A 23,535-nucleotide genomic window follows, 5' to 3' on the forward strand; every position below is an offset into this window, starting at 1 on the left:
GCTATAGCGCGGGCACAGCCCGAAAGACGACGTAGGAGCCGATCGTCGCCGCCACGGGAACGGCGTTCTGCAGGAGAACGACGCGCGCGGTGGTCGTCGGTTTATACAGGTCGGCGATGCTGAGCGCGTCCGCCGGCGCCGCGTTCACGTCCACCGTCGAATCCTCAGTCACGTCTACGGTCGCGTCCACCGCCACCTCCTCAGTCGCGTCCGACTCCGTCTCCGGCGTCCCGGACTCCGTCGAGTGCGTGGACGGATCATCGGGACGCTCCTGGAGTCGGGTCGCCCGCCCCCACCCGAGTCCGACGATGCTCATCGTCGCAATTACGACGAAGGAGGCGGGGATCCCGAGCGCGGAGAGCCCGACGACGAGCGCCGACGTGACGAGCGACACGACGAGCGCGGCGGTCAGAGGGAGTTCCGTGAGGTCGTTCCCCATCGTCTCAAGGGTACGTCGGCCCAGCGTGAACGCGCCGGCGCCCATCGCGAGGGCGGCAAGCAACACGCCGGCGTTCATCGAGAGATCACCGCTCCCGACCAGCGGGGCAACTGCGTTTGCGACGTTGGAGGCGCCGGCCGAGAACGCATTGAGACACGCGATCGCAAGGACGACGACGGCGCCGATCAGCTCGCGTGTCGTCGCCGACGGCGCGGTTCGCACCGTCGGGACGCGCCCCGACCGATCGATCCGGGCCGGAAACCCGCCCGTGCGGTCGATCGAGAGGGTCGCTGCGAGCCGCTCGTACCAGTAGCGTCCGACGACGGCGCTGACCCAGAACCCGACGACGGGGGCGACGAGCCACCAGGCGACGATCTCGAGGGCGACCCCCTGGTTCAGCGTGCCGCGCGCGACCCCGAGTCCGGCGATCGCGCCGACCGCGGTCATCGACGTCGAGGCGGGGACGCCGAAGAGGTTCGAGACGAACAGCGCTCCGCCGACGAACAGGAGGACGACGATCGACGTCTCCAGGGTAAAGGGATTTCCGCGGAGCAGGCCGGCACCGAGGGTGTCGACGACGCGACGACCGATGGTCCAGCCGCCGCCGAGAACGAACACCGACATCAGTGCGCCCGCGCCGACCTTGGATATCAGGTCGCTGCCGACGGCCGGCCCGAACGCGACGCCGGTTCCGGAGCCGCCGATGTTGATCCCAACGAACGCGGCGACGACGATGCCGACGAGGAGGAGCAACGATTCCGACACGGACGTGACTATCGGATCACGATATATAAGTCGATCAGGTCGGCTCCAACCGGCGGAGGTCGACCGGCCGACGTCGGACCGGCCGACTTTTCCCCGATCGATGCCCACGACAGGGTATGAGCGCCGACTTCGACCCCGAGAAGTTCGAGGATAAGTACGCCAACTACTTCACCGAACTGCAGCGCGCGTACAAGAACGCGTTCAACCATATGAACGAGCGGTACGACTCACAGCTGATCCACGGGATCGACCAGACCGTGTTGAACGAGTCCGAACCGTTCTACGAGGACGGCGAGTTCGTCGTTGAACTCCCCGAGAACCCGCGTGAACGCTTCGAGGGTGCGCTCGTCGACGACGAGAAGTTCGCGGAGACCCTGGAGATCTACGTCGACCGCATCGAGTCGGAACTGTACCGCGTCTTCGGCGTCGACCGTCCCGACGACGAGGGATCAGTGGAGTGAGGTGAGGCGCTCCCGAACCCGACCCGAACCGGCTGACGGCGACGGATACCGGTCCGAACCAAAGGCATAAGCCGGTTCACCGCCAACCAGGCAGTATGAGCACGGAAGCGGCGGACACCGACGATCTTCGCGACCGGATCACGAACTTCCTGCGGCGCAACTTCCCGCAGATTCAGATGCACGGCGGCGACGCCGCGATCAGCCATCTCGACCGAGAGAACGGCGAGGTCCACATCCAGCTCGGCGGCGCGTGTTCGGGCTGCGGCATCTCCCCAATGACGATCCAGGCGATCAAGTCCCGGATGGTCAAGGAGATCCCGGAGATCGAGACGGTTCACGCCGACACCGGGATGGGCTCGGGCGCGGACGGGGACCTCGGCGGCACGAGCAGCGGCGGGATGTCCCCCTCCTTCCCGGGCGAGACGAGCGACGACGGCGAGGACGACGAAGGGCCGCAGGCCCCGTTCTGAGGTCGACGCCGACCCTCGAGGAGTGAGTCGTTTTTCCGCCATCGTGGATCGACGAAGAGCGTGAGCCACGGTCGGATGGTCGCCGATCGACGATCGATCGGACGGTTACGATCGCCGAGCCGCCGCGGAACCACCCGCCGGCGTCAGTATACGAGTTCGACGCCATCAGTACACGACCTCAACGGGCGTCAGTATACGAGTTCGACGCCATCAGTACACGACCTCAACGGGCGTCAGTACACGAGTTCGCCGGAGATAAACTGCCGGGTGCGGTCATCGTTCGGATCCTCGAAGACCCGATCGGTCGGACCGATCTCCGCGATCCCGTCGCCGAGCAGCACGGCCGCACGGTCCGCAACGCGTTCGGCCTGATGCATATCGTGAGTGGCGAGGACGACGCCGATCCCCCGGTCACGGGCCGCCGAGACCGCCTCCTCGATGAGGGCGGTGTTCCGCGGGTCGAGATCCGAGGTCGGCTCGTCGAGCAACAGGACGTCGGGGTCGTACGCCAGGGCCCGCGCGAAGGAGACGCGCTGAGCCTCACCGCCCGAGAGGGATCCGGCCGGTTGGTCGCCACGATCGGCGAGTCCCACGACCGAGAGGGCCTCCGTGACGGCGTCAGTGGGGGTAGACGGCCCGACGATCGAGGCGGCCCAGTCGCGGAGGCGGTCGCTCCAGAGCCGCCGGACGCGCAGCCCGTACTCGACGTTCCGCGCGACGGAGGCGTCGAAGAGGTTTGCCTCCTGAAAGACCATCCCGATCCGCCTGCGGAGTCGGAGCCGATCGCCGTTGTCGAGCGCCCAGGCGTCGGTGCCGTCGAGTTCGACCGTGCCATCGTCCGGGGTTTCGGCGAGCGCGAGCAGGCGCAACAAGGTCGATTTGCCGACCCCGGAGGGACCGATCACCGCGAGCACGTCGCCCGCCTCGACTCCGACCGAGAGCCCCTCGAGAACGGGTTCGTCCCCGTAGGAGACGGCGACATCGCGGGCGCGAAGCACCATCACCGGACCCCTCCGTCGCCGATCCGCACCACGATCCCGTTGACGAGTAACACGAGCACGACGAGGAGGATACCGAGCACCATCGCGGTCTCGTAGCGGCCCTGGCGGGCCTCGAGCTGGATCGCGGTCGTGAGCGTCCGCGTCTTGGAGACGCCGTCGACGCCCGCGATGTTGCCGCCGACGATGAGTACCGACCCGACCTCGCTGATCGCGCGGCCGAACCCCGCAAGCACCGCTGTGGCGATCCCGTATCGAGCCTCCCGGAGCGTAACGAGTGCCACGTCGAGTCGCGTCCCGCCGAGCGCGCGTGCGGCGTCGCGGACACCCCCGTCGACGCCGTCGATCGCGGCCAGCGAGATCGCCGTGATCGGCGGCGTCGCGAGCACGAACTGCGAGAGGATCATCGCCTCGCGGGTGAACATCAGCTCGAGCTCGCCGAGCGGCCCCTGGCTGGAGACGGCGAACAACACCACGAGCCCGACGACGACGCTCGGGAACCCCATCCCGGTGTTGATCGCCGCGGTGAGAAGTCCCTTTCCGGGGAAGTCGTTGAACCCGACGAGCAACGCGACCGGAAGACTCACGAGAGTGCTCGCGAGGACCGCACACAGGCTGACGTACAACGAGACGGCGACGATGCTGCGGACGTAGACCGTCTCGAAGGGGAACGAGACGAGCGGCACGAGCGAGCGAGCGGGCGGTGCGATCGCCGGAGAAAGACCCCCGGAGACGAGCGATGCGATCGGTTCGAGGAACACGGTTAGCTTTCGGAACCGCTCGCACTCCACCCTTCCGGAACGTACTGTTGGAAGTTCGGGTCCTCCGAGAGCGCGCGCGGGAAGAAGAGCTGCTCACCGTTCGCCTCGTAGCTGGCGATCAGATCCTGGGCTTCCGGGCTCGTGATGTAGCCGATGTAGGCCATCGCCAGGTCGTAGTTGACGTCCTCGTGGACCGCCGGGTTGACCGCCAGGATCCCGTAGGGGTTCGCGAGCAGCTCCGGGCCGCCCTCGATGGGGCCCTGCACGAGGATCGTGAGGTCGATCTCCGACTGCTGTGAGAGGTAAGTCCCCCGGTCGGAAAGCGTGTAGCCGCCCTGCTCGTTCGCGATGTTGAGCACCTCACCCATCCCCTGGCCGGTCTCCTGGTACCAGTCGCCGCCGGGCTCGGCGCCGGCGGCCTCCCAGATCGCGAGCTCCTTCGTGTGCGTCCCGGAGTTGTCCCCGCGGGAGATGAAGGGTGCGCCCGCCTCGGCGATCGCGGCGAACGCCTCGGTCGCCGAGCCCATCCCTTCGATGCCGGCCGGGTCGGCGGACGGGCCGACGATCACGAAGTCGTTGAACATCAGGTCGCGGCGGTTCACGCCGTACCCCTCGCGCATGAACTCGTCCTCGAGGGACCGCGCGTGGACCATCACCACGTCGGAGTCGCCGTTCCGGGCCGTCTCCAGGGCCGCGCCGGTCCCCTGGGCGACCGAGTCGACCGTGACGCCGTACATGTCCTCGAAGGGCGCGTTGAGTTCGCTCAGGAGGCCGGTGTCGTAGGTGCTCGTGGTCGTCGTCAGCGTCAGCGTCTCGCCGGCGACACCCGCGGTCTGCTCGTCGGCGCCGCCGAGACAGCCGGCAACACCCAGCGACAGGCCACCGGCGGTCGCAGCGAGGAAATCTCGTCGTTGCATCGTTTGTGATACAACGGCTTTCGACAACATACTTAGTTCTTTCCGAATATATGATCCCAGATATCGTTACGTGACGGGTGATACGGGATCGGGGACGATCGAATCACCGGACCGAACGGCGATCGAGGCGACTGCAGGCGAACCACGCGTGATCGAGCCGCCGGTGGCCGCCGAACCGACCCGCCGAACCGATCCACCGTGGACCGAAGGCGTGTTGGTGCTCGAGACCGAATGAGCGGGTAATGGAGCGACAGGAAGGGTACGCCTTCGACGTCGAGTCGGTTCGAGCGGACTTCCCGATCCTGGACCGGCGGGTGGGCGGCGATCCCACGACGCCCGGCGAGGGACCGGAGGACGACACGCCGCTCGTCTACCTCGACAACGCGGCGACGACGCACACGCCGGACCCGGTGGTCGACGCGATCGCCGACTACTACCGCGGCTACAACGCGAACGTGCATCGGGGCATCCATCAGCTGAGCCAGGAGGCCTCCGTCGCCTACGAGGAGGCCCACGACCGCGTCGCCGAGTTCATCGGCGCTGACGGCCGCGAGGAGATCGTGTTCACGAAGAACACGACCGAGGCGGAGAACCTCGTCGCACACGCCTGGGGACTCCGGGAGCTCGGCCCCGAGGACAGCGTCGTCCTCACCGAGATGGAACACCACTCCTCGCTCGTCACCTGGCAGCAGGTCGGCAAGCGGACCGGCGCCGACGTCCGGTTCATCGCCGTCGAGGAGGACGGAACGCTCGATATGGACCACGCCGCCGAGTGCATCGACGACTCGACGGCGATGGTCTCGGCGGTCCACGTCTCGAACGCGCTCGGGACGATCAACCCGATCCGCGAGCTGGCCGACCTCGCCCACGACCACGACGCATACCTCTTCGTCGACGGTGCCCAGTCGGTGCCGACGCGACCGGTCGACGTCGGGGATCTGGGCGCCGACTTCCTCGCGTTCTCGGCCCACAAGATGTGTGGCCCGACCGGGATCGGCGCGCTCTACGGTCGGAAGGAACTGCTCGACGCGATGGAGCCCTTCCTGTACGGCGGGGACATGATCCGCCGGGTGACCTACGAGGAGTCAACCTGGGAGGACCTCCCCTGGAAGTTCGAGGCGGGCACCCCGAGCATCGCCCAGGGGATCGCCTTCGCGGCCGCCGTCGACTACGTCGACGACATCGGGATGGAGCACGTCCGCGCCCACGAGGACCTGCTTGCGGCCTACGCTCACGAGCGTCTCAGCGAGCTCGACGACGTGACGGTTTACGGGCCGCCGGGCGACCGTCGGGGCGGGCTCGTCTCGTTCAACGTCGAGGGCGTCCACGCCCACGACCTCTCGAGCATCCTCAACGACTTCGGCGTCGCGATCCGGGCGGGCGACCACTGTACCCAGCCGCTCCACGATAAGTTGGGCGCGGCCGCAAGCGCCCGCGCGTCCTTTTACGTCTACAACACCGTCGAGGAGGTCGACGCGCTGATCGACGCCGTCGACGAGGCGCGCGAGCTGTTCGCCTGAGCGGGACGGGCCACTGGAAGCAGTCTCACGCCGATATGGCGCGGTGAACGCCCCGCTGCGGAACGCTTTTCCCGGCGAGCCGGCTACCCAGAAGCAGTATGGGACTGGGCTCGGACATGTACAGACAGCAGATCCTCGATCACTACAAGAACCCCCGTAATTACGGGGAGATGGAGGATCCGGACGTCACGCACGTCGGCGAGAACCCCTCCTGCGGGGACACCATCCGGATGGACATCCGGCTCGCCGACGACGACGAGACGATCGAGGCCGTCGCCTTCACCGGCGACGGCTGTGCCATCTCGATGGCCTCGGCCAGCATGCTCTCCGAGCGGCTCGCCGGGATGACGATCGCGGAGCTCGAGGCGCTCGGTACCGACGACATCACCGAAATGCTCGGCGTCGACATCTCGCCGATGCGCGTGAAATGCGCCGTGCTGGGCCGGCAGGTCGCCCAGGACGGGGTGAAGATCGAGCGCGGCGAGATCGACGTGGATCGGACGAAGACCGAGGATTGAGCCGGCCCCGTCCCACCGACGGGACCGAACCACCCCTTCCGCCGAGCGGTCGAGCCCGCCGAACTTTTGCGGATCGACGCCCTCTCACCAACCATGAGCGACGAGTTCGACAAGGAGGCCGAACGCGAGAAGCTTCGGGAGAAGTTCGAGCGGGACCGCGAGAAGCGCGAACACACCCAGCACATGTCGGAGCTGCTGTTGAAGGGTGCAACGATGACCAACAGCCACTGTGACGCCTGCGGGGATCCGATCTTCAGACACAACGGCCAGGAGTTCTGCCCGACGTGCTCGCGTGAAGGGACCGCGAACGCGGCCGCTGCCGACGCGACCGGCGCTGATGCGGCCGATGCTGCGGCGGGTGATGCTGATGCGGCCGATGCTGCGGCGGGTGATGCTGATGCGGCCGATGCTGCGGCGGGTGATGCTGATGCGGCCGACGCTGCGGCGATCGACCCGTCCGGCGGTCGATCACCCGACCGAACCGCTTCCGGGACGGAAACGGGGAACTCCCCGACCGAGATCGATATCGACGACGACGGAGCGACTGGAACCGCCGAACCGGCTGCCGAGAACGGAACCGCCTCGGCCGGTGGGTCTGCAACCGGCGCGGGGAGCGAGATCGACGCCGCGGCGAGTGGTTCCACTTCCGCACCGACGGACGTCACGCCGACCGCCGGCACGCCTGGGAACGTCGCGCCGAACGACTCGACACGGAACGCTGCGGCAGCGACCGCCGCGGACACGACATCGTCCACGGCGAGCGCCGACACGCCCACCGAGGACCTCCACGCGGCCCGCGAGTCGCTGGCCCGAACGGTGCGCCGGTTCGCCGAGGCCGCCGAGGGAACCGACGATCCCCGCCGTGCTCGCGAACGGCTGCAGGCGGTCCGTGAGGCCGCGGAGGCGCTCGACGCGCTGGATCGGTAGCGCCACCGACGTCGTCGGTCGGGAACAGGGCAGCATCCACGGCGAGGACGCCGCATACCTTTTAAGTCGATCCTGCGTCTCCCACGGGTATGGAGCTGAGCCGCGAGTGGGTGACCGTGCGGGCGTCGATCGTGTTGACGTTCGCGGTCGCGGTGTTGTCGATCGTCGTCGGGCTGCTCCACATCTCGGGGGTGAGCGTCGCGGGACCGCTCTCCCCGTACATCCCCGACATCGTCCGGCAAACGGTCGGGTTCACCGGGACGCTCACCGGCTTCGCGATGTTGGCGAGCGGCTACGCGCTGAAACGCGGCTACCGGGTCGGCCTCTACTCGACCGCGATCCTGCTGCCGCTCACCGGGATCCAGGGCCTACTGCAGGTCTCGGTCGTCTCGCTCCCGCTCGTGGCCCTCTCGATCGTCTCCATCCCGGCGCTCGTCGTCAATCGTGATCGGTTCACGCGGACGTACCGCCCCTCGCCGACGCAGCTGGCGGCCGGGACGGCGCTCGTGACCGCGGTCGGCTACGGGACGTTCGGGTCGTTCGCGCTGCGCGAGGAGTTCACCGGGATCAACTCGATCGTCGATGCGTTCTACTACACGGTGGTGACCGCCTCCACGGTCGGTTACGGCGACGTGGCCCCGGCGAGCGCGATCGGCCGGATGTTCGGGATCTCGGTGCTCGTGATCAACGTGGCCGCGTTCGCGGTCGCGCTCGGGGTCCTGTTGACGCCGGCGATCGAAGCGCAACTCTCGAAGGCACTCGGAAGAATGACACAACGACAGTTCGACCTCCTCGACGGCCACGTCCTCGTGTTAGGCTACGGGGACCTGACGGAACCGATCCTCGAAGAACTCATCGAGCGCGACATCGAGTACGTCGTCGTCACCGACGACGACCGCCACGCGAGCCGGCTCGCCGACCGCGACGTCGCAGTGCTCGCGGCGGATCCCAGCGACGTCGGGCCCCTCGAGACGGCCCGGATCGGGGACGCCCGCGCGGTCGTGGTGGCCACCAATGACGACGCCGAGGACGCGTTGGCAATCCTCACCGCACGCCAGCTCAATCCGGAGGTGCGGATCGTCGCCGGCGCGACCCAGCGCGAGAACGTCGACAAACTCCGGCGGGCCGGGGCCGACGACGTCATCTCGCCCGCGACGCTTGGTGGCCACCTCCTCGTCGACTCCGCGTTCGGCGCGGACTCGACGGCGGTCGCCGAGGAGATCATGGACGACGAGGGGCTCGGCGTCGAGTCCGCCGGCGGGGACGAAAGCGACGATCCGTCCGACGCCGTCGATCCGGACGAGGAACCGCCGGACGGGGAGTACCTCGACGATGAGTCACCCACCGGGAACCGGGGTGAAAATCCGGACTGAAGAGCTGTGGATATCCCGGGTGTGGACGGCAACGAGGCCGTGGATAGCCACGAAGTCGCCACCAGCGACGAGACCGTCGGCGTCGGAAGGGCTTATAAGGCCGCGACGGCCTCGAGCGTCAGCGTGATCGCCCGCTCGACGTTGTTCTTCGCCTTCGCGGGAAGCTCGTCGTCGGAGTCGGCACCCTTCTGTGTCCCCTCGACGAGGTTGCCGTCGACGGTACAGATCGCGCCGGCGCGGAGCCCCTTCCGGCGGGCGAGCGCGAACAGCGTCGCCGCCTCCATCTCGATCGCAAGCAGGTTCGCGGCCTCCCAGTCGGCGACGAAATCCTCGCTCTCGTTGTAGAAGGCGTCGTCGGAGACGATCGGCCCGACGTGGACGGCCTCGTCGTTCGCCTCGGCGGCGTCGACCAGCGCCGACAGGGCTCCGTAGTCGGGCACCGCCGGATAGACGGCCGACTCGTAGCGCTTGGAGGTTCCCTCCTCCTTGGCGGCGCCGTTGGCGACGATCATGTCGCCGATCTCGATGTCCGACTGCAGCGCGCCGCAGGTGCCACAGCGCAGGACCGTCTCGACGCCGACGTTCGCCAGCTCCTCGAGCGCGATCGCGGCTGAGGGACCGCCGATCCCGGTCGAGCAGATCGTGAGCGGAACACCCTCGTAGGTGGCGTTGACGAGCTTGTACTCGCGGTTCTCGGAGACCGTCTCGACGTCGGTACACTGGTCTGCGATGCGGTCGACGCGACCCGGGTCGCCGGGAACGATCGCGATCGACTCGACGTCGCCCTCCTCGACGAGCAGGTGCGGCTGTTTACCCATATCAACCCGTCCGCGGGACGGAAGAAAAACGGTGCGGAAGTCGGACACCCGTCGACCGGCGCGCGGGCCTACAACTCCAACAGCGTCTCGATCTCGTCGAGGTAGCTCCGGTAGACGTCGATCGCCGACTCGATCGGTCCGGAATCGGCCATATCGATCCCGGCGAGGCGGACGACCTCGAGGGGGTAGTCCGAGCCGCCGGCAGCGAGCATATCTCGGTAGTCGGCCGCGGCGGGCTCGCCCGTTTCGAGGATCCGGTCGACGATGGCGGCGGCGGCCGCGATCCCGGTCGCGTACTGGTAGACGTAGAAGTCGTAGTAGAAGTGGGGAATGCGCTCCCACTCGCGCTCGATCCCGCCCTCGAGGGTCGCCGGCGCGTAGAACTCCCGTTTGAGGTCGCCGTAGGTCGCATCGAGGACGTCCGGCGTGAGTGCCTCGTCGTCCTCGATCCGGGAGTGGATCCGGTGTTCGAAGTCCGCGAACATCGTCTGGCGGAACAGCGTGCTCCGGAAGCGCTCGAGGTACTCGTCGAGGACGTGCGTTCGCAGCTCGTCGTCCTCGAGCGTCTCGAGGAGGTGCTGGGTCAGCAGGGTCTCGTTGACCGTCGAGGCGATCTCCGCGACGAAGATGTCGTAGCTCGCGTCGTGCCACGGCTGGGCGTCGGCGGCCAGCTCGGAGTGCATCGAGTGGCCGAGCTCGTGGGCGAGGGTGAACAGCGAGGCGATGTCGTCCTGGTAGTTCATCAGGATGAACGGCTGGGTGTCGTAGGTCCCCGAGGAGAAAGCCCCCGATCGTTTCCCGTCGTTCTCGTAGACGTCGACCCAGCGGCTCTCGAGCCCCTCGGCCATTCGCTCCTGATAGGCGTCGCCGAGCGGGGCGACCGCCTCGGTCACCCATTCGACCGCCTGCTCGTACTCGACGTCGGGCCCCTCGTCGCCGGTGAGCGACATGTACAGGTCGTGGCTCCGGAGTTCGTCGACGCCCAGCGCCGATCGCTTCAGCTCGGCGTGACGGTGGAGCGCGTCGAGGTCTTCACGAACGGTATCCACGAGCGTGTCGTAAACCCCGGGCGGGACGTTCGACCCATCGAGTGCGGCCTCTCGGGCGGTGTCGTAGCCGCGGATCTCCGCGCTCGTCACGTGTTCGCGAACCGCCTTTTCGAGGGACGTACCGACCGTGTTGCGGACGTCCGCCCACTGGTCGTAGAAGGTCTCGTGAACGTCGCGTCTGAACTCGCGGTCGGGTTTGGTCTGCAGCTTCGTGAAGTTTGCTTGCGTGATCTCGACCGGCTCGCCGTCGGGGCTCTCGACGGTGCCGTACTCCATGTCGGCGTTCGTGAGCATCGAGTAGATCTCGGAGGGTGCGCCGGTAACCTCCGACAGATCCGCAAGTACCTCCTCGACCTCCGCGGACCGGGTGTGCGGTTTCATCCGGCGGACGTCCTCGAAGTAGTGTTCGTAGGCCTCCAGGGCGGGCTCGGCGTCGATGAACGCCTCGATCTCCGCGCTCGTCAGTTCCTGGAGCTCCGGTTCGAGGTAGGAGATCGCGCTCGAGGCCGTCGATCCGAGCGAGGACCCCCGGGCAGCCATCGCCTGGTAGGTCTGGTTCGTCGTGTCCTCCGCGCTGCGCAGCCGGGCATAAGTCGTCACCTTCGCGACCTCGCGCAGCACCGACTCCCGAAGCTCGAGCAGCTCGAGAAGCGTCCCAGGGTCCGCCGTGACTCGCCCCTCGTACTCGCCGAGTTCATCCACCCGGTCGGACACCGACTCGTAGGCCGTCTCCCACGCCTCGTCGTCGGCGTAGATGTCCTCCAGATCCCATCGGTACTGCGCGTCGATCTCGCTCCGGTCGGGGACCGTACTCATAGCGAACGGGAGGGCGTGATCGACCCTAAAAGTTCCCACATTCGTTCCCCCGGCCGCATCGACCCCGTCATAACCGTGTCGTAACCGCGACGCCGACGCGGTATTCACTCCCGTGTGGACGACCCGCCGTGCAGACCGGCTACGGCGGCGTCCAGTCCTCGAGGTCGAGCACCATCACGATCGCGTCCTCGCCGTCGTTGTAGTACCGCGAGACCCGGCGCATCGGCGTGAACCCGTGATCGCTGTACATCGACCGTGCTCGTCCGTTACCCGCCCGAACCTCGAGCTTGACGACGGCGACGCCACGGAACCGGAGCCGGGCGAGCGCGGACCGAAGTAGCTGGCTGCCGATCCCGTTCCCCTGCACGTCCGGGTGGACGGCGATGTCCTTGATGTGTCCGATATCGCGTCCGAAATCGGGCGTCATATCGGCGACGACGTATCCGGCGATCGGCGCCTCGAAATCGATCGCATCCCGTCGATCGGAGTCGAACGTTGACGCATCCAACTCGGCGACGAGGAACGCCGGTGCATCGAGCAGCCGCTCGAAGGCGTCGTAGGGCCACGGATCCGAAAAGACCGCCCGTTCGATCCGAACCACCGATAGCAGGTCCGCTCGGGAGACCTCCCTGATCGTCGGATCGACGGAACGGGACACGCGATATCGTTACGCCTCGGGGCCGATAAGCGCGCCGACCGACGCCGCGAGCGAGGGGGGACGACGCCGGCGGACGACGAGGACGATCTCGATCGCCGGCGTCTCGGGAGACGATCGTCAACATCTCGGAGGACGCTCGACGACGTCTCAGGTCCCGAACCGACGCTTCCGGTTCTGGTAGTCGAGTACCGCCCGGAGGTAATCGCGCTCGCGGAAATCACGCCAGTTGACGTCGGTGAAGTAGAGCTCGGAGTAGACCGACTGCCAGATGGCGAAATCCGACAGCCGCTCGGCCCCGGTCTTGATGAGCAGGTCCGGCTCGTCGGGGAACACGAGCCGCTCCGAGATCGTCGCCTCGTCGATCGCGTCGGGATCGAGATCGCCCGTCGCGACGTCGTCGGCGATCTCCCGGACGGCCTCGGCGAACTCGCGTTTGCCGCCGAGCCCGATGCTCACCTGGATCGGGGCGTCGGCCCGCTCGGTGTCTCCCGGGCCGCGAACGGCCACCGGGCGGGGTGCGTCGACGCGGCGGAGTTCACGCTCGAGGGTCTCCACGACCGCCGCATCGAGGACCGACACGAGGACCGTCACGCGGTCGGCGCCGCGGCCGAACGCCCAGCCGAAGAACCGCTCGAGGGTGTCGTAGGCGCCCTGCTCGAGCAGGTCCCGCTCGGTGATCACGACCGCGACGTGGCCGGGCGGGTCCGCCTCGTGGATCCGGTGGCGGATCGCGAGATACGTATCGTACAGTCCCACAGTGGAGAGAACGCGGTCGATCGGCAAAAACCGACCGGGACACGGAGCGAACATGCCACGTCTCGACGACACCGCATTTCGAGGACGCCGCGCCTCGACGACGCCAGGTCCCGACTGCGGCGCCGCCCCCCGATGTCGGGAGGGTTAAGTGACCGTCGAGGGTATGCGCGGACGTGCAGTCGAGGATCCGACGGGCGGGTGGGTTCGCCGCGGTGTCGCTGCTTGCGCTGGCCGCGCCGTGGACGGGCGCGGCCGTCGCAGTGCCGTTCGCCATCGTCGCTGGACTGGCGGCGTTCGTCGTCCGCGAGGGGCCCGTCTTCGAGCTGTTCGCGCGGCCGGGCGATCGCCGGGACCGCCGGTTGAACGGGCTTGCCGGATTCGCCCTCGCGGCCACGGGATTAGGCCTGTTTGCGACGCTCCCGCGTGTGACGATGCCGGTGCGTGTCTACGCGGCGGCGGTCATTCTCCTCGCGTTCGGAAACCTCGGGACGCAGGCGGTTCGATCGATTACCGATGACGAGTTCGCCCACGCGACCGCGTTCGTCATCGTCGGATCCCTCGCGGGCGTCGGCGCGCAGGTCGCCGTGGCGGTCGCCAGCACAACCCCGATCGCCCCGCCCGGATTCGTGTTCATCGCCGCCGTCGGCGCGTTGGCCGCGGCGTTGCTCCGGTCGATGCTGCTCGAGCGTGACGACCCGCTCGTGATGATCGCGGTCGCGCTGTTGTCGTGGTTGTTCGTCGAGATCACCCCCGAGATGACCGTGGAGGGGATCGTCCTCGCGTTGGGCGTCACCATTGCGCTGGGCTACGTCTCCTACGCGCTCGGGACGGCCTCCGTGCCCGGGATGGTGACCGGCGTTCTGTTGGGACTGTTGACGATCGTTCTCGGCGGCGTCGGGTGGTTCGTCGTCCTGATCGCCTTCTACGCGATCGGCGGGCTCGCCTCCAAGTTCCGGTTCGAGGAGAAGACCACTCGGGGCGTCGCCCAGGAGAACGAGGGGGCTCGCGGAAGCGGCAACGTGCTCGCGAACTCGGCGGTCGCGCTCGCGGCGGTCGTGGGATACGCCGCGACCGGACACCTCTCCCTGCCGGGCGTCGTCTTCTCGGTCGCGTTCGCCGGCGCCGTCTCGACGGCGATGGCGGACACGCTCGCCTCGGAGATCGGCGGCCTGTACGACGACCCGCGACTCATCACCACCCTGGAGCCGGTCGAGCCAGGGACCGACGGCGCGGTGACCCTTCATGGCGAACTCGCGGGCATCACGGGGGCCGGCCTCGTGGGCGTCCTCGCCGCGATCGGGATGCCGGTCGGCGACCCGGTCGCCGGCGGCGCACTCGTGCTGGCGGCGGGCGTCGTCGGGATGACCGCGGACAGTCTCCTCGGCGCGATCCTCGAGGGCGGACGGATCGGCAACCAGACGGTTAACTTCCTCGCGACCCTGACGGGCGCCCTCGCGGCCGCCGCGGGGAGCGTGTGGCTCCCGTGATGGACCACGATCATCACCGCGGCAGCCCTCCCGGCCACGCCGACCGCAGCAGCCGCGTTCGACCCGCTCGTCCCGGCGATTCGCTCCCGCTACACCGTCTACAGCGGTACCTCACCGACCCCTCGCCGGCGCTGTTGGAGTACGGGCTCACGGCGAGCGGCTCCGCCGGCGGAACCGTTCTCGTCTCGGCGGCGATCGACGAGGACGGCGCCGAGTCGGTCGTCGGGTACGCCCTCCTCATCGACGCCCCCGAGACTCGACACCTCGCCGAGCTCGTCGTCGATCCCGCCGTCCGCCGGGAGGGACGTGCCCGTGAACTCCTGGCGGCGGCCCGGTTCGGAGTCGACACGCCGGTGACGCTGCTCGTGGCCGCCGGGAACGAGGCGGCGCGATCGCTGTATACGTCCTGCGGCTTCCGGCCGGTCGAACGGCTCCCGGAGGAGTACGGAGACCGCGATGCGATCCGCTATCGCGCCGATCCGGGCCGTGACGACGCCGTCGGAGAAGGCGACTCGACCGCCAGCGACGATGGCTGAACGCGATCGATGCGGGGGGAAATCATCCCGCCTGCAGTCCCGAGTCAGGCCTCGACCGCCGCGTCCTCGACCGTGGTGACGCGGGTCCCGATGGGCTGTTTGACCACCGACCCGGTCGACCGACCGAAGACCTGGGAGACGCCCCGTTGTGCGGCGATGTCGAGCAGCCGTTGGGAGATCTCCCCGTCCAGTACCACGGCGTGTGGGGGTGGATCGGCGTCCTCGAGGGCGTCGAAGGCGGCCGCAGCGTCGACTTCGGCGAGCACCTCACCGGACTGCCCGAGCAGCCTGGCGCGGCCGGTACCGGCGGCAACCACATCCGAAACGTGGTCGCGGACCGACTTCGTGTCGCCAGGTCCGGCGGCGGCGATGGCATCGTCATCTCCCTCGGTGGACACATCGACGTCGTCCGTCGTCTCGGCGGACGTCTCCACGCTGGCGTTCTCGTCATCGGACGTCCCACTGCGGGCGTCCGCCTCGGCGGATGCATCGACGTCGGCGTCCGCCTCGGCAGGCACGTCGACGTCGGCGTCCGTATCCGCATCCTCCTCCGTCGGGGACGGGTCTTCGGTCGCTCCGCCAGGGGTCGACGACTCAGTCGTCGGCGACCCCGACGGAGGGTCGCGAGCGACCTCCCGTGCGTTCGGCTCCTCCGCGAGCGTCTCGTAGGGGACCTTCCCGCGGAGCGCATCGAGCACCGCGCTGCGGTCGAGGTCCTCGACCGACTCGCCGGCGGGGGCGAAGGCGACGTAATCGACGTCGCCGACCTGTCCGAGCTCCCGCAGGATGAGTTCGCCGCCGCGGTCGCCGTCGAGGAAGGCCGTGACGGTTCGGTCCTGGGAGAGGTCCGCGACCGCCTCGGGGACGTTCGTTCCCTCCACGGCGATGCCGTTTTTGATCCCGGCGTCGAGCAGCGTCAGGACGTCCGCGCGCCCCTCGACGACGATGATCGCGTCCGAGTCGCGGACGCGAGGGCCAGCCGGCAACCCCTCGTACTCCGCGATCCCCTCGATGCGGGCCGCGTCGCGGACCTCCTCGAGCACCTCGTCGCTCGAGAGGGCCGTTTCCTCGAACCCGCCGGCGAGCAGCTCCTTGGCCCGATCGACGACCTCGCGGCGCTTGGTGGCACGCACGTCCTCGATCTGGGTGACTTCGACGGAGGCCCGACAGGGGCCAACCCGGGTGATGGTTTCGAGGGCGGCGGCGAGGATCGCCGTCTCCACCTTGTCCAGGCTGGAGGCGACCGTCACCTCCCCGAACGACTGTCCGTTCTCCGATTCGATCGAGACGTCGATGCGACCGACCTTCGAGGACTGCTGGAGGTCCCGGAGGTCGAGTTCCTCCCCGAGCAGTCCCTCCGTCTGCCCGAAGACCGCGCCGACGACGTCGGACCGCTCGACGACGCCGTCGGCGGCGATGGTCGCGTGAATGAGGTATTTCGCTGTGTCTTCCATACGTGATCAGTGATGATGATATAAACGGCGACGCGCTGCCGCCAGTACGTTTATATAGGATCGTGTCGCGGAAATAGCTGTCGTACGGGGGACGAGCATCGAACGTCCGTGAGCGTCGGGTTCGTGAGTAGATGCGTCGTCCTTCCGAAGCTACCGCCTATCGGGGGCACGCTCATCTCGAGGGCAACGTCCATCTGGAGAGCAACAACCATATCGAGGGCAACGACTGTCGGGAGGGACACCTTTAGGCGTCCGAGGGAAAGAGCGCCGCATATGGATCGATCCAGACGAGATCTGACGTGGATATTCACGTTCGTGATCCTCGTCGCGTTCGCCGTCCCGTGGTTCCTGTGGGGAACCGGGACGGTGATCGCCGGACTGCCGGTCTGGCTGTGGTGGCATATCGGGTGGTTGGGGCTCTGCTCCGTGGTGTTTTACCTGTTCACCCGCACCGCGTGGAATCGCGGAATGGGCCTCGATCCCGGCCGTCAGGAGAACGGTGATCGGCGGTGAGCGCGACCCTCGAACTCGGGATCGTGATCGCGTATCTGGTGGTCGCGTTCGCGATCGGGGTGGTCGCCTACCGGGTGGCCGGGTCCGGTGCGGAGGACTACTACCTCGCGGGGCGCTCGATCGGCACCGTCGTGCTGTTGTTCACGACCTTCGCGACGCTGTTGTCCGCGTTCACCTTCTTCGGCGGTCCGAACCTCGCGTACGCGGCGGGGCCCGAATGGATCCTCGTGATGGGCGTGATGGACGGGATCATCTTCGCGATCCTCTGGTACGTCATCGGCTACAAACAGTGGCTCATCGGGCGAAAGCACGGCTATATGACGCTCGGTGAGATGTTCGGCGATCGGTTCGGATCGCCGGGACTGCGCGCGCTCGTTGCGGGCGTCAGCCTGCTGTGGCTGTTCCCGTACGTGATGTTACAGCAGATGGGCGCCGGCGAGGCGATCGTCGGACTCACCGGCGGAACGATCCCGTACTGGAGCGGGGCGGCGCTCATCACCGCCTTTATGATCGGCTACGTGGTCATCGCGGGAATGCGCGGCGTCGCCTGGACGGACACGGTCCAGGGGCTGTTCATGCTCTCGATCACGTGGATCGCCGTCGGCTGGGTCCTCTCGGCAATCGGTGGACTTTCGACGGCGACGACCGCTATGGTCGAGGCGAACCCCGAGTTCGCCGCGCTGGGCGGGGGCGTCTACACGCCGCAGTTCATCATCTCCTCGGCCGTGACCATCGCCTTCGGGGTGACGATGTTCCCGCAGATCAACCAGCGGTTCTTCGTCGCCGACTCCGAGCGCGTGCTCAAGCGGTCGTTCGCGCTCTGGCCCGTGCTCGTGCTCCTGTTGTTCGTTCCGGCGTTCCTGCTCGGATCGTGGGCGGCCGGCCTCCCGATCGACGTCCCGGAGGGCGCGAACGTCCTCCCGGTGTTGCTCACCGAGTACACGCCGGTCTGGTTCGCCGCGCTCGTCGTCGCCGGCGCGATGGCCGCGATGATGTCCTCCTCCGATTCGATGCTGCTGTCGGGGTCGTCGTATTTCACCCGCGATCTGTACCGCCCCTTCATCCGGCCGGACGCGACTGCGCGCCGGGAGGCGTGGGTCGCCCGCCTCGGCGTCACCGCCTTCGCGACGCTGGCGTTCCTCGCGAGTCTCACCCGTCCGGGAACTCTGATCGAGGTCGGCGACACCGCGTTCTCGGGATTCGCGTTGCTCACGCCGGTCGCGCTCGTCGCGCTCTACTGGGACGGCGCGACCCGAACCGGGATGGTCGCCTCGATCGTGATCCCGCAGGCCATCTACCTCGCACACGTCCTCCTCGAGTCCGTTCCGATCCCGTTCACGAACGCCCGGCGCACCCTGCCGCTGACCTACGCCGGCTGGGACGTCGCACTCGGGCTGATGGTCCTCGCGGGAGCCCTCGCCGTCGGCGTCTCGCTCGTCACCGACCACGTCCCCGACGAGGACGTCTCCCGATTCAGCGTGACGGCGGATTGATCGTCCACCGACGATTCACGCCACGGCGTGGTCGCGACTCCACAACACGACTGCGACTCCACAACGCACTTACCCCGCTCGCTCACACGGTTCAGTATGTATGCAGTCGTCGGCGGCGGGATCGCCGGACTCGCGGCCGCCTACCGGCTTCAGCGGCACGGCCACGACGTCCACGTCTACGAGGCGTCCGACGACGTCGGCGGGCTGGCCGGCCTGTACGGGACCGACGGCGACCCGATCGAGCGGTTCTACCACCACCTCTCCCGCTCGGAGGAGACGATCGTCGAGCTGGCAGAGGATCTGGGCGTCGCGGACCGGATCGAGTGGCGCGTGGGCAAGAACGCCTACTACGTCGACGGGACCGTCCACCCGCTCGATACGCCCTGGGAGATCCTCGCGTATCCGGAGCTGAGCCTGTACGACACGTTTCGGCTCGCGATGCTCACCCAGGAGATCGACGTCCGGGGCGGGATCCCCTCGACCGATACCTACGAGGACTTGACCGACTTCGAAGACGTGCCGGTTCGGGAGTTCCTGCTCGATCACACCACGCGGGGCGTCTACGAGGGGTTCTTCGAGCCCCTGCTGGAGGCGAAGTTCGGCGACCGGGTCGCGGACGTCTCGGCCGCGTGGCTGCTCGGCCGCATCAAGTTCCGCGGCGAGCGCGACCTCCTGCGCGGGGAGGTCCTCGGCTACTTCGACGGCTCGGTCGGCGTCCTTCTCGAGGCACTGATCGACGCGATCGACCGGGAGAACGTCACCACGAACGCCCGCGTGACGGAGGTCGGGTTCGCCGACGCGGCCGACGCGGCCGACGCGGCCGACGCGGTCGACGCGGCCGACGCCGACGCCGACGGTACCGACGATGACTCAGCACGCGGTCCCGCCCGGACGATCACCGTCGAGACGCCCGACGGACCGACGACGACCGAGGTCGACGGCATCATCGTCGCGACGATGCCGAACGTCCTCGAGGATCTCACGGGGTATCGCTGCGACATCGACTTCCAGGGGGCGGTCTGTGCGCTGCTCACGCTCGAGGAGCCGCTCACCGACACCTACTGGCTCAACATCGGCGAGGAGGCACCCTTCGGTGCGCTGATCGAGCACACCAACTTCGTCCCACCGGACCGATACGGCGGCGAGCACCTCCTGTACGTCGCCAGCTACGTCCAATCGCCCGAGGAGTCGAACTGGACCGACGACGACGAGGCGCTGACCGACCGGTGGCTCGAGGGGATCGCGGACCTCTTTCCCGACTTCTCACAGGCCACCGTTCGGGACGTCCGGATCTCCAGAAACCCCCGGGCCGCGCCGGTCTACGAGCGTGGCTACCTCGATATGGTCATCCCGTACGATCTCGCCACCGAGGGCCTTCCGGGCGTCTCCTACGCCGGGATGGCAAGCCGGGCCCAATACCCCGAGCGATCGCTCAACGGCGGGATCGTCGCCGGCTTCGAGGCCGCCGACCGGATCGCGACCGGGGCATCCCCGGAGCCATCGCCGACGGACGGCGCCTAGCGTCCGTCGCCCGACGTCGCCCGAGGCAGTTCCCCACCGCCCTAGAGTCCGGTCGGGTGTGAGACGTACGTCGTCTCCAGACCCCACTCCTCGAGCCGCTCTTGGACCGCCCGTACGCCGAACGTCTCGGTGGCGTAGTGGCCGGCCAGACAGACCGAAATCCCGGCCTCACGCGCCTCGTGATAGATCTGCTGTTTCCCTTCACCGGTGACGAGCACGTCCGCGCCACGATCGACGGCCTCATCGAGCCAGTCGGCGCCGGAACCGGTCACGATCGCGACGCGCTCGACCGCCTCGGGACCGAACGGGAGGACCTGCACGGGACGCTGACGCCCCTCGAACTCCTCGAGCCGCTCCGCTACCGTCCCGACGTCGATTGGCTCCGGAAGCTCGCCGATCGTGCCGATCGTGACGGGACCGAGCTCGCCGAAGGGCTTCCGGTCGGCGACGCCGAGCGCCTCGGCCACCCCGGCCGCGTTGCCGAGCGCCGGATGCCCGTCCAGCGGGAGGTGTGAGACGTACAGTGCGACGTCATTCTCGACGAGCGCGGCGATCCGGTCGTAGGTCCGGCCGGTCACGTGCTCGATACCGCCCCAGGAGATCCCGTGATGGGTCACGAGGACGTCGGCGCCGGCGTCGCCAGCCGTCTCGATCGTCGCGTCCGCGGCGTCGACGGCGACCGCGACGTGCTCGACGGACGACTCCTCGGGACCGACCTGGAGGCCGTTCGCGCTCGCGTCCACGTCGGCGTACGCCGCCGTCGAGAGCGTCTCGTCAAGCCTGTCGGCGAGCGTGGTGAGTTCCATATGTTCGGATCCGCAATACGGCGAATTAAAAACGGCGAAGGGAAACTCGACGCCGTCGAGGACGGCACGCCGAGGACGGAACACCGATGGTGGTCAGTCCGAGACCTCGTTGTGGACGCCGTCGGACCGCCCCTCGTGACTCCCACCTGCGTCCGGTGACTGGGTCCCGTTGCCCGTGGCGGCACCGTCTGACGGAGGCGCGTCGAACTCCGGATCGAACAGCTGCATCGCGGTCTGGATCGTCGTTAGGTCGTCCTCGCCTGCGGCCTCTCGCAACGACTTCGTCGGGGCGGCGAGCAGCTGGCCGACGAGCGCGTCCGCAAGCGCCTCGACCGTCTCGCGCTGCTCCGCGGTCAGCCCGCCCTGTGCGTCGAGCTTCGTGAGCGCCTTCTCGAGCTCGCGTGCCTTGACCCGGTCGGCGGACTCGTACATCGACGCGATCGCATCGTCGGCGCGGCGGCGCTTGAACGACTCCAGCAACCGGTCGAGTTCCTCGTCGATCATCTCCTCGACCGCGCGCGCCTCGGCCTCCCGCTGCTCGCGGGTGCGGCTGGTGACCGACTCCAGCGCGTCGATGTCGTACAGCGTGACGGCGTCGACTGACTCGACCGCCGGATCGACGTCCCGTGGGCGAGCGATGTCGACACAGACCATCTCGCCGGCGTCCGTGAGGTCCGCGGGGTCGACGAGCGGCTCCGGGCTCCCGGTGGCCGTGACGAGGAGATCGGCCCGCGGAAGCACGCGGGCGAGGTCGGCGAGCGCGATCGCGGTCGCGTCCGTGTCGACCTCCGCCGCGACGTACTCGGCGTGAGGGATCGTCCGGTTTGCAACGTGGATCTGCGAGACGCCGGTGTCGTCGAGCGCCCTGGCGGCGAGGGTGCCCATCTCGCCGGCTCCGACGACCAGCGCGGTCGCGTCCGCCAGGTCCAGCCGGCGATCGGCCAGATCGACGGCGGCCGATCCCAGCGAGACGACGCCCTCGTTGATCGCCGTCTCGGTGCGCGCGCGCTCGCCGACGTGGATCGCCTTCGTGATCGCGTCCTCGAGGACCGGGCCGATCCCCCCGGCCGCCCGCGCGGCCTCGAAGGACTCCCGAACCTGGCCGATGATCTGGTCCTCGCCGATCACGAGCGACTCGAGACCCGCCGCGACCCGCATCAGGTGGCGAAGGCTCTCCTCGTGGGCGAGTCGTTGGATCGCACCGTCACGGACGTCGGGCGCGAACGACTCGAGCGCGTCGTAGCCGTGGGCGACTCGATCGGTGACGACGTACGCCTCGGACCGGTTGCACGTCCGTATCGCGAACGCCTCATCGACGCCCGGCCGCGCGAGGAGGTCGGAGACGGTTCCGCGAGCCGACTCCGCCCCGGCGGCGTTGATCTCGTCGATGCTTGCACTCGCGTGTGAAACGCTTATTCCGGTGAGTACTCCCGTCTGGTTCATTGTCCCTCCGACGTGTCTCCGGGGTCGTCTGCGTGGTCCCGAACGCGTTCGACGATCCCGTCCGCCAGTTGTCGGGGGTTCGTCTCCCCCGTTTGTAAACCCTTCTGAACGGCCGGCGATCGGACGACCGATCGGACGGCCTCACGACGGGTCTCGGGATCGACGTCCCGGTCGATCAGATCCATGCGAACGTCCCCGACGAGCCGTGCGAGGTCGCCGATGCCGTCGAATTCGGCCTCGATGCGCTCGCGGAGGTACCGCGACACCGCGGGGCTGGTTGCCCCCGTCGTGATCGCGAACGTCACCGGCCCGTCCTCGACCGTGGCCGGGACGACGACGCTTCCCGGATCGCGGCCGCCCGACACGTCCGTGCGATTGATCAGGACTCCGCGATCGCGCGCTGCCGCCTCCGTCGCGGCATTGATCGCCGGATCGTCCGTGGCAGCGACCACGAGTGCAGGTTCGGCGCGGTCGATCAATGCCGCGACGTCGTCGGGTTCGAGGCGCTGGCGAACCAGTTCGATCCGTCCGCCATCGGTTTCGGTCGTGGTTCCGGCATCCCGCCCGTCCTCAGTAGCCCGTCCGTCCGCCGACCGGAGCCGGTCGGTGAACGTCGGGCTTACGACGATCACGGACGCTTCGGCCGCGAACCTCCGGGCCTTGCGAGTCGCGACGGCGCCGCCGCCGACGACGAGGACGGTCTCCCCGGCGAAGTCGTGAACGAGCGGGATCACGTCGACGAGCGTTGTGACGACGTGTTTCCGTCCGCACGTTCCGCGATCCGGATCCCCGTCTTCTTGAGGATACGCGTCGAGAACAGGGTGTCCCAATCGGACGGCTCGACGTCCCAGTACTCGTTCATCGTCTCGGCAACCTCGGCGATCCGGCGTTCGCTTTCCGCCTCGCTGCGCCCGTGAGTCATCGCAAAGAAGTTGTACTCCCAGACACCCTCGTGGCGCGGCCGTTCATAACAGTGCGTGACGAAGTCCATCCCGGCCACGGCCGGCCCGACCTCCGAGAGGACGTCCTCGGGAAC

At 68.1% G+C, this 23,535-nt stretch carries 24 protein-coding genes and 1 pseudogene; 12 read left to right on the top strand and 13 right to left on the bottom strand.

Features of this window, described 5'->3' with window-relative positions; genetic code table 11:
- Position 1: 1 nt before the first annotated feature.
- Positions 2-1,204 (bottom strand): inorganic phosphate transporter, encoded by a 1,203-nt coding sequence (locus BLW38_RS13275; RefSeq protein ID WP_092817696.1) that lies wholly within the window; start codon positions 1,202-1,204, stop codon positions 2-4.
- A gap of 116 nt (positions 1,205-1,320) precedes the next feature.
- On the opposite strand from BLW38_RS13275, the gene BLW38_RS13280 reads away from it, so the two are divergent.
- Both BLW38_RS13280 and BLW38_RS13285 read left to right on the top strand, forming a co-directional pair.
- On the top strand, positions 1,321-1,665 hold the full coding sequence (locus BLW38_RS13280; RefSeq protein WP_092817697.1) for a DUF5783 family protein: 345 nt from the start codon (positions 1,321-1,323) through the stop codon (positions 1,663-1,665).
- A gap of 95 nt (positions 1,666-1,760) precedes the next feature.
- Positions 1,761-2,135, top strand: coding sequence for a NifU family protein (locus BLW38_RS13285; protein WP_092817698.1), 375 nt, complete (start codon positions 1,761-1,763; stop codon positions 2,133-2,135).
- Positions 2,136-2,368: 233 nt separating this feature from the next.
- On the opposite strand, the gene BLW38_RS13290 is transcribed toward BLW38_RS13285, so the two are convergent.
- The 3 genes from BLW38_RS13290 to BLW38_RS13300 are packed head-to-tail and all read right to left on the bottom strand — an operon-like array spanning position 2,369 to position 4,811.
- Positions 2,369-3,133 carry an amino acid ABC transporter ATP-binding protein gene (locus BLW38_RS13290; protein ID WP_092817717.1) on the bottom strand — a complete coding sequence of 255 codons (765 nt, stop codon included), beginning with the start codon at positions 3,131-3,133 and terminating at the stop codon, positions 2,369-2,371.
- 2 nt (positions 3,134-3,135) lie between these two features.
- Complete coding sequence (locus BLW38_RS13295; protein WP_092817718.1) at positions 3,136-3,843, bottom strand: ABC transporter permease; 708 nt, start codon at positions 3,841-3,843, stop codon at positions 3,136-3,138.
- A 53-nt stretch (positions 3,844-3,896) separates the two neighbouring features.
- On the bottom strand, positions 3,897-4,811 hold the full coding sequence (locus tag BLW38_RS13300) for a substrate-binding domain-containing protein (protein WP_245710230.1): 915 nt from the start codon (positions 4,809-4,811) through the stop codon (positions 3,897-3,899).
- 70 nt (positions 4,812-4,881) lie between these two features.
- Here BLW38_RS13300 and BLW38_RS16340 point away from each other — a divergent pair, with 70 nt between their 5' ends.
- From BLW38_RS16340 to BLW38_RS13320, 5 genes are all read left to right on the top strand, one after another.
- A complete protein-coding gene (locus tag BLW38_RS16340; protein ID WP_177167510.1) occupies positions 4,882-5,046 on the top strand; it encodes a hypothetical protein in 165 nt (54 codons plus the stop codon).
- Positions 5,047-5,053: 7 nt separating this feature from the next.
- A complete protein-coding gene (locus BLW38_RS13305) occupies positions 5,054-6,331 on the top strand; it encodes an aminotransferase class V-fold PLP-dependent enzyme (protein ID WP_092817700.1) in 1,278 nt (425 codons plus the stop codon).
- Positions 6,332-6,429: 98 nt separating this feature from the next.
- On the top strand, positions 6,430-6,849 hold the full coding sequence (gene sufU, locus BLW38_RS13310; RefSeq protein ID WP_092817701.1) for a Fe-S cluster assembly sulfur transfer protein SufU: 420 nt from the start codon (positions 6,430-6,432) through the stop codon (positions 6,847-6,849).
- A 93-nt stretch (positions 6,850-6,942) separates the two neighbouring features.
- Positions 6,943-7,776, top strand: coding sequence for an Sjogren's syndrome/scleroderma autoantigen 1 family protein (locus tag BLW38_RS13315; protein ID WP_092817702.1), 834 nt, complete (start codon positions 6,943-6,945; stop codon positions 7,774-7,776).
- Between the two features lie 89 nt (positions 7,777-7,865).
- The gene (locus tag BLW38_RS13320) at positions 7,866-9,149 is read left to right on the top strand and encodes an NAD-binding protein (RefSeq protein WP_092817703.1); all 1,284 of its coding nucleotides are present in this window, start codon (positions 7,866-7,868) and stop codon (positions 9,147-9,149) included.
- 92 nt (positions 9,150-9,241) lie between these two features.
- Here the strand turns inward: BLW38_RS13320 and BLW38_RS13325 are convergent, their stop codons facing one another.
- The 4 genes from BLW38_RS13325 to BLW38_RS13340 all read right to left on the bottom strand — a co-directional run bounded on the left by BLW38_RS13325 (position 9,242) and on the right by BLW38_RS13340 (position 13,246).
- Positions 9,242-9,967: a nucleoside phosphorylase gene (locus BLW38_RS13325; protein ID WP_092817704.1), complete on the bottom strand. Its 726-nt coding sequence runs from the start codon at positions 9,965-9,967 to the stop codon at positions 9,242-9,244.
- 68 nt (positions 9,968-10,035) lie between these two features.
- Complete coding sequence (gene pepF, locus BLW38_RS13330; protein WP_092817705.1) at positions 10,036-11,832, bottom strand: oligoendopeptidase F; 1,797 nt, start codon at positions 11,830-11,832, stop codon at positions 10,036-10,038.
- Between the two features lie 139 nt (positions 11,833-11,971).
- Positions 11,972-12,490 carry a GNAT family N-acetyltransferase gene (locus tag BLW38_RS13335; protein ID WP_092817706.1) on the bottom strand — a complete coding sequence of 173 codons (519 nt, stop codon included), beginning with the start codon at positions 12,488-12,490 and terminating at the stop codon, positions 11,972-11,974.
- A 147-nt stretch (positions 12,491-12,637) separates the two neighbouring features.
- Positions 12,638-13,246, bottom strand: a complete 609-nt coding sequence (locus BLW38_RS13340) for an undecaprenyl diphosphate synthase family protein (protein WP_092817707.1) — start codon at positions 13,244-13,246, stop codon at positions 12,638-12,640.
- Positions 13,247-13,419: 173 nt separating this feature from the next.
- Between BLW38_RS13340 and BLW38_RS13345 the strand changes: the two genes are divergently transcribed.
- Both BLW38_RS13345 and BLW38_RS13350 read left to right on the top strand, forming a co-directional pair.
- Entirely contained in the window at positions 13,420-14,733 is a 1,314-nt protein-coding gene (locus BLW38_RS13345; RefSeq protein ID WP_092817708.1) for a DUF92 domain-containing protein, read from the top strand.
- Positions 14,733-15,269 carry a GNAT family N-acetyltransferase gene (locus tag BLW38_RS13350; RefSeq protein ID WP_092817719.1) on the top strand — a complete coding sequence of 179 codons (537 nt, stop codon included), beginning with the start codon at positions 14,733-14,735 and terminating at the stop codon, positions 15,267-15,269. The genes BLW38_RS13345 and BLW38_RS13350 overlap by 1 nt, the downstream gene beginning before the upstream one ends.
- A 44-nt stretch (positions 15,270-15,313) precedes the next feature.
- Here the strand turns inward: BLW38_RS13350 and dnaG are convergent, their stop codons facing one another.
- Positions 15,314-16,723: a DNA primase DnaG gene (dnaG, locus tag BLW38_RS13355; protein WP_092817709.1), complete on the bottom strand. Its 1,410-nt coding sequence runs from the start codon at positions 16,721-16,723 to the stop codon at positions 15,314-15,316.
- A gap of 273 nt (positions 16,724-16,996) precedes the next feature.
- Here dnaG and BLW38_RS13360 point away from each other — a divergent pair, with 273 nt between their 5' ends.
- The 3 genes from BLW38_RS13360 (at position 16,997) to BLW38_RS13370 (ending at position 20,250) form a co-directional block, all read left to right on the top strand.
- The gene (locus tag BLW38_RS13360; protein WP_092817710.1) at positions 16,997-17,236 is read left to right on the top strand and encodes a DUF3311 domain-containing protein; all 240 of its coding nucleotides are present in this window, start codon (positions 16,997-16,999) and stop codon (positions 17,234-17,236) included.
- Entirely contained in the window at positions 17,233-18,729 is a 1,497-nt protein-coding gene (locus BLW38_RS13365; RefSeq protein WP_092817711.1) for a sodium:solute symporter family protein, read from the top strand. The genes BLW38_RS13360 and BLW38_RS13365 overlap by 4 nt, the downstream gene beginning before the upstream one ends.
- A 96-nt stretch (positions 18,730-18,825) precedes the next feature.
- The gene (locus BLW38_RS13370; protein WP_092817712.1) at positions 18,826-20,250 is read left to right on the top strand and encodes an NAD(P)/FAD-dependent oxidoreductase; all 1,425 of its coding nucleotides are present in this window, start codon (positions 18,826-18,828) and stop codon (positions 20,248-20,250) included.
- Positions 20,251-20,291: 41 nt separating this feature from the next.
- On the opposite strand, the gene BLW38_RS13375 is transcribed toward BLW38_RS13370, so the two are convergent.
- From BLW38_RS13375 to BLW38_RS13390, 4 genes and pseudogenes are all read right to left on the bottom strand, one after another.
- Positions 20,292-21,056, bottom strand: coding sequence for a Nif3-like dinuclear metal center hexameric protein (locus BLW38_RS13375; RefSeq protein ID WP_092817713.1), 765 nt, complete (start codon positions 21,054-21,056; stop codon positions 20,292-20,294).
- A gap of 93 nt (positions 21,057-21,149) precedes the next feature.
- Positions 21,150-22,499 (bottom strand): glutamyl-tRNA reductase, encoded by a 1,350-nt coding sequence (hemA, locus tag BLW38_RS13380; RefSeq protein WP_092817714.1) that lies wholly within the window; start codon positions 22,497-22,499, stop codon positions 21,150-21,152.
- Positions 22,496-23,233: a precorrin-2 dehydrogenase/sirohydrochlorin ferrochelatase family protein gene (locus tag BLW38_RS13385; RefSeq protein WP_092817715.1), complete on the bottom strand. Its 738-nt coding sequence runs from the start codon at positions 23,231-23,233 to the stop codon at positions 22,496-22,498. The genes hemA and BLW38_RS13385 overlap by 4 nt, the downstream gene beginning before the upstream one ends.
- Positions 23,230-23,535, bottom strand: a pseudogene (locus BLW38_RS13390) (Lrp/AsnC family transcriptional regulator); the annotation flags it as partial. The gene BLW38_RS13385 and the pseudogene BLW38_RS13390, both read right to left, overlap by 4 nt.

Source organism: Halopenitus malekzadehii (genome assembly GCF_900108505.1).
Classification (GTDB): Archaea; Halobacteriota; Halobacteria; order Halobacteriales; family Haloferacaceae; genus Halopenitus; species Halopenitus malekzadehii.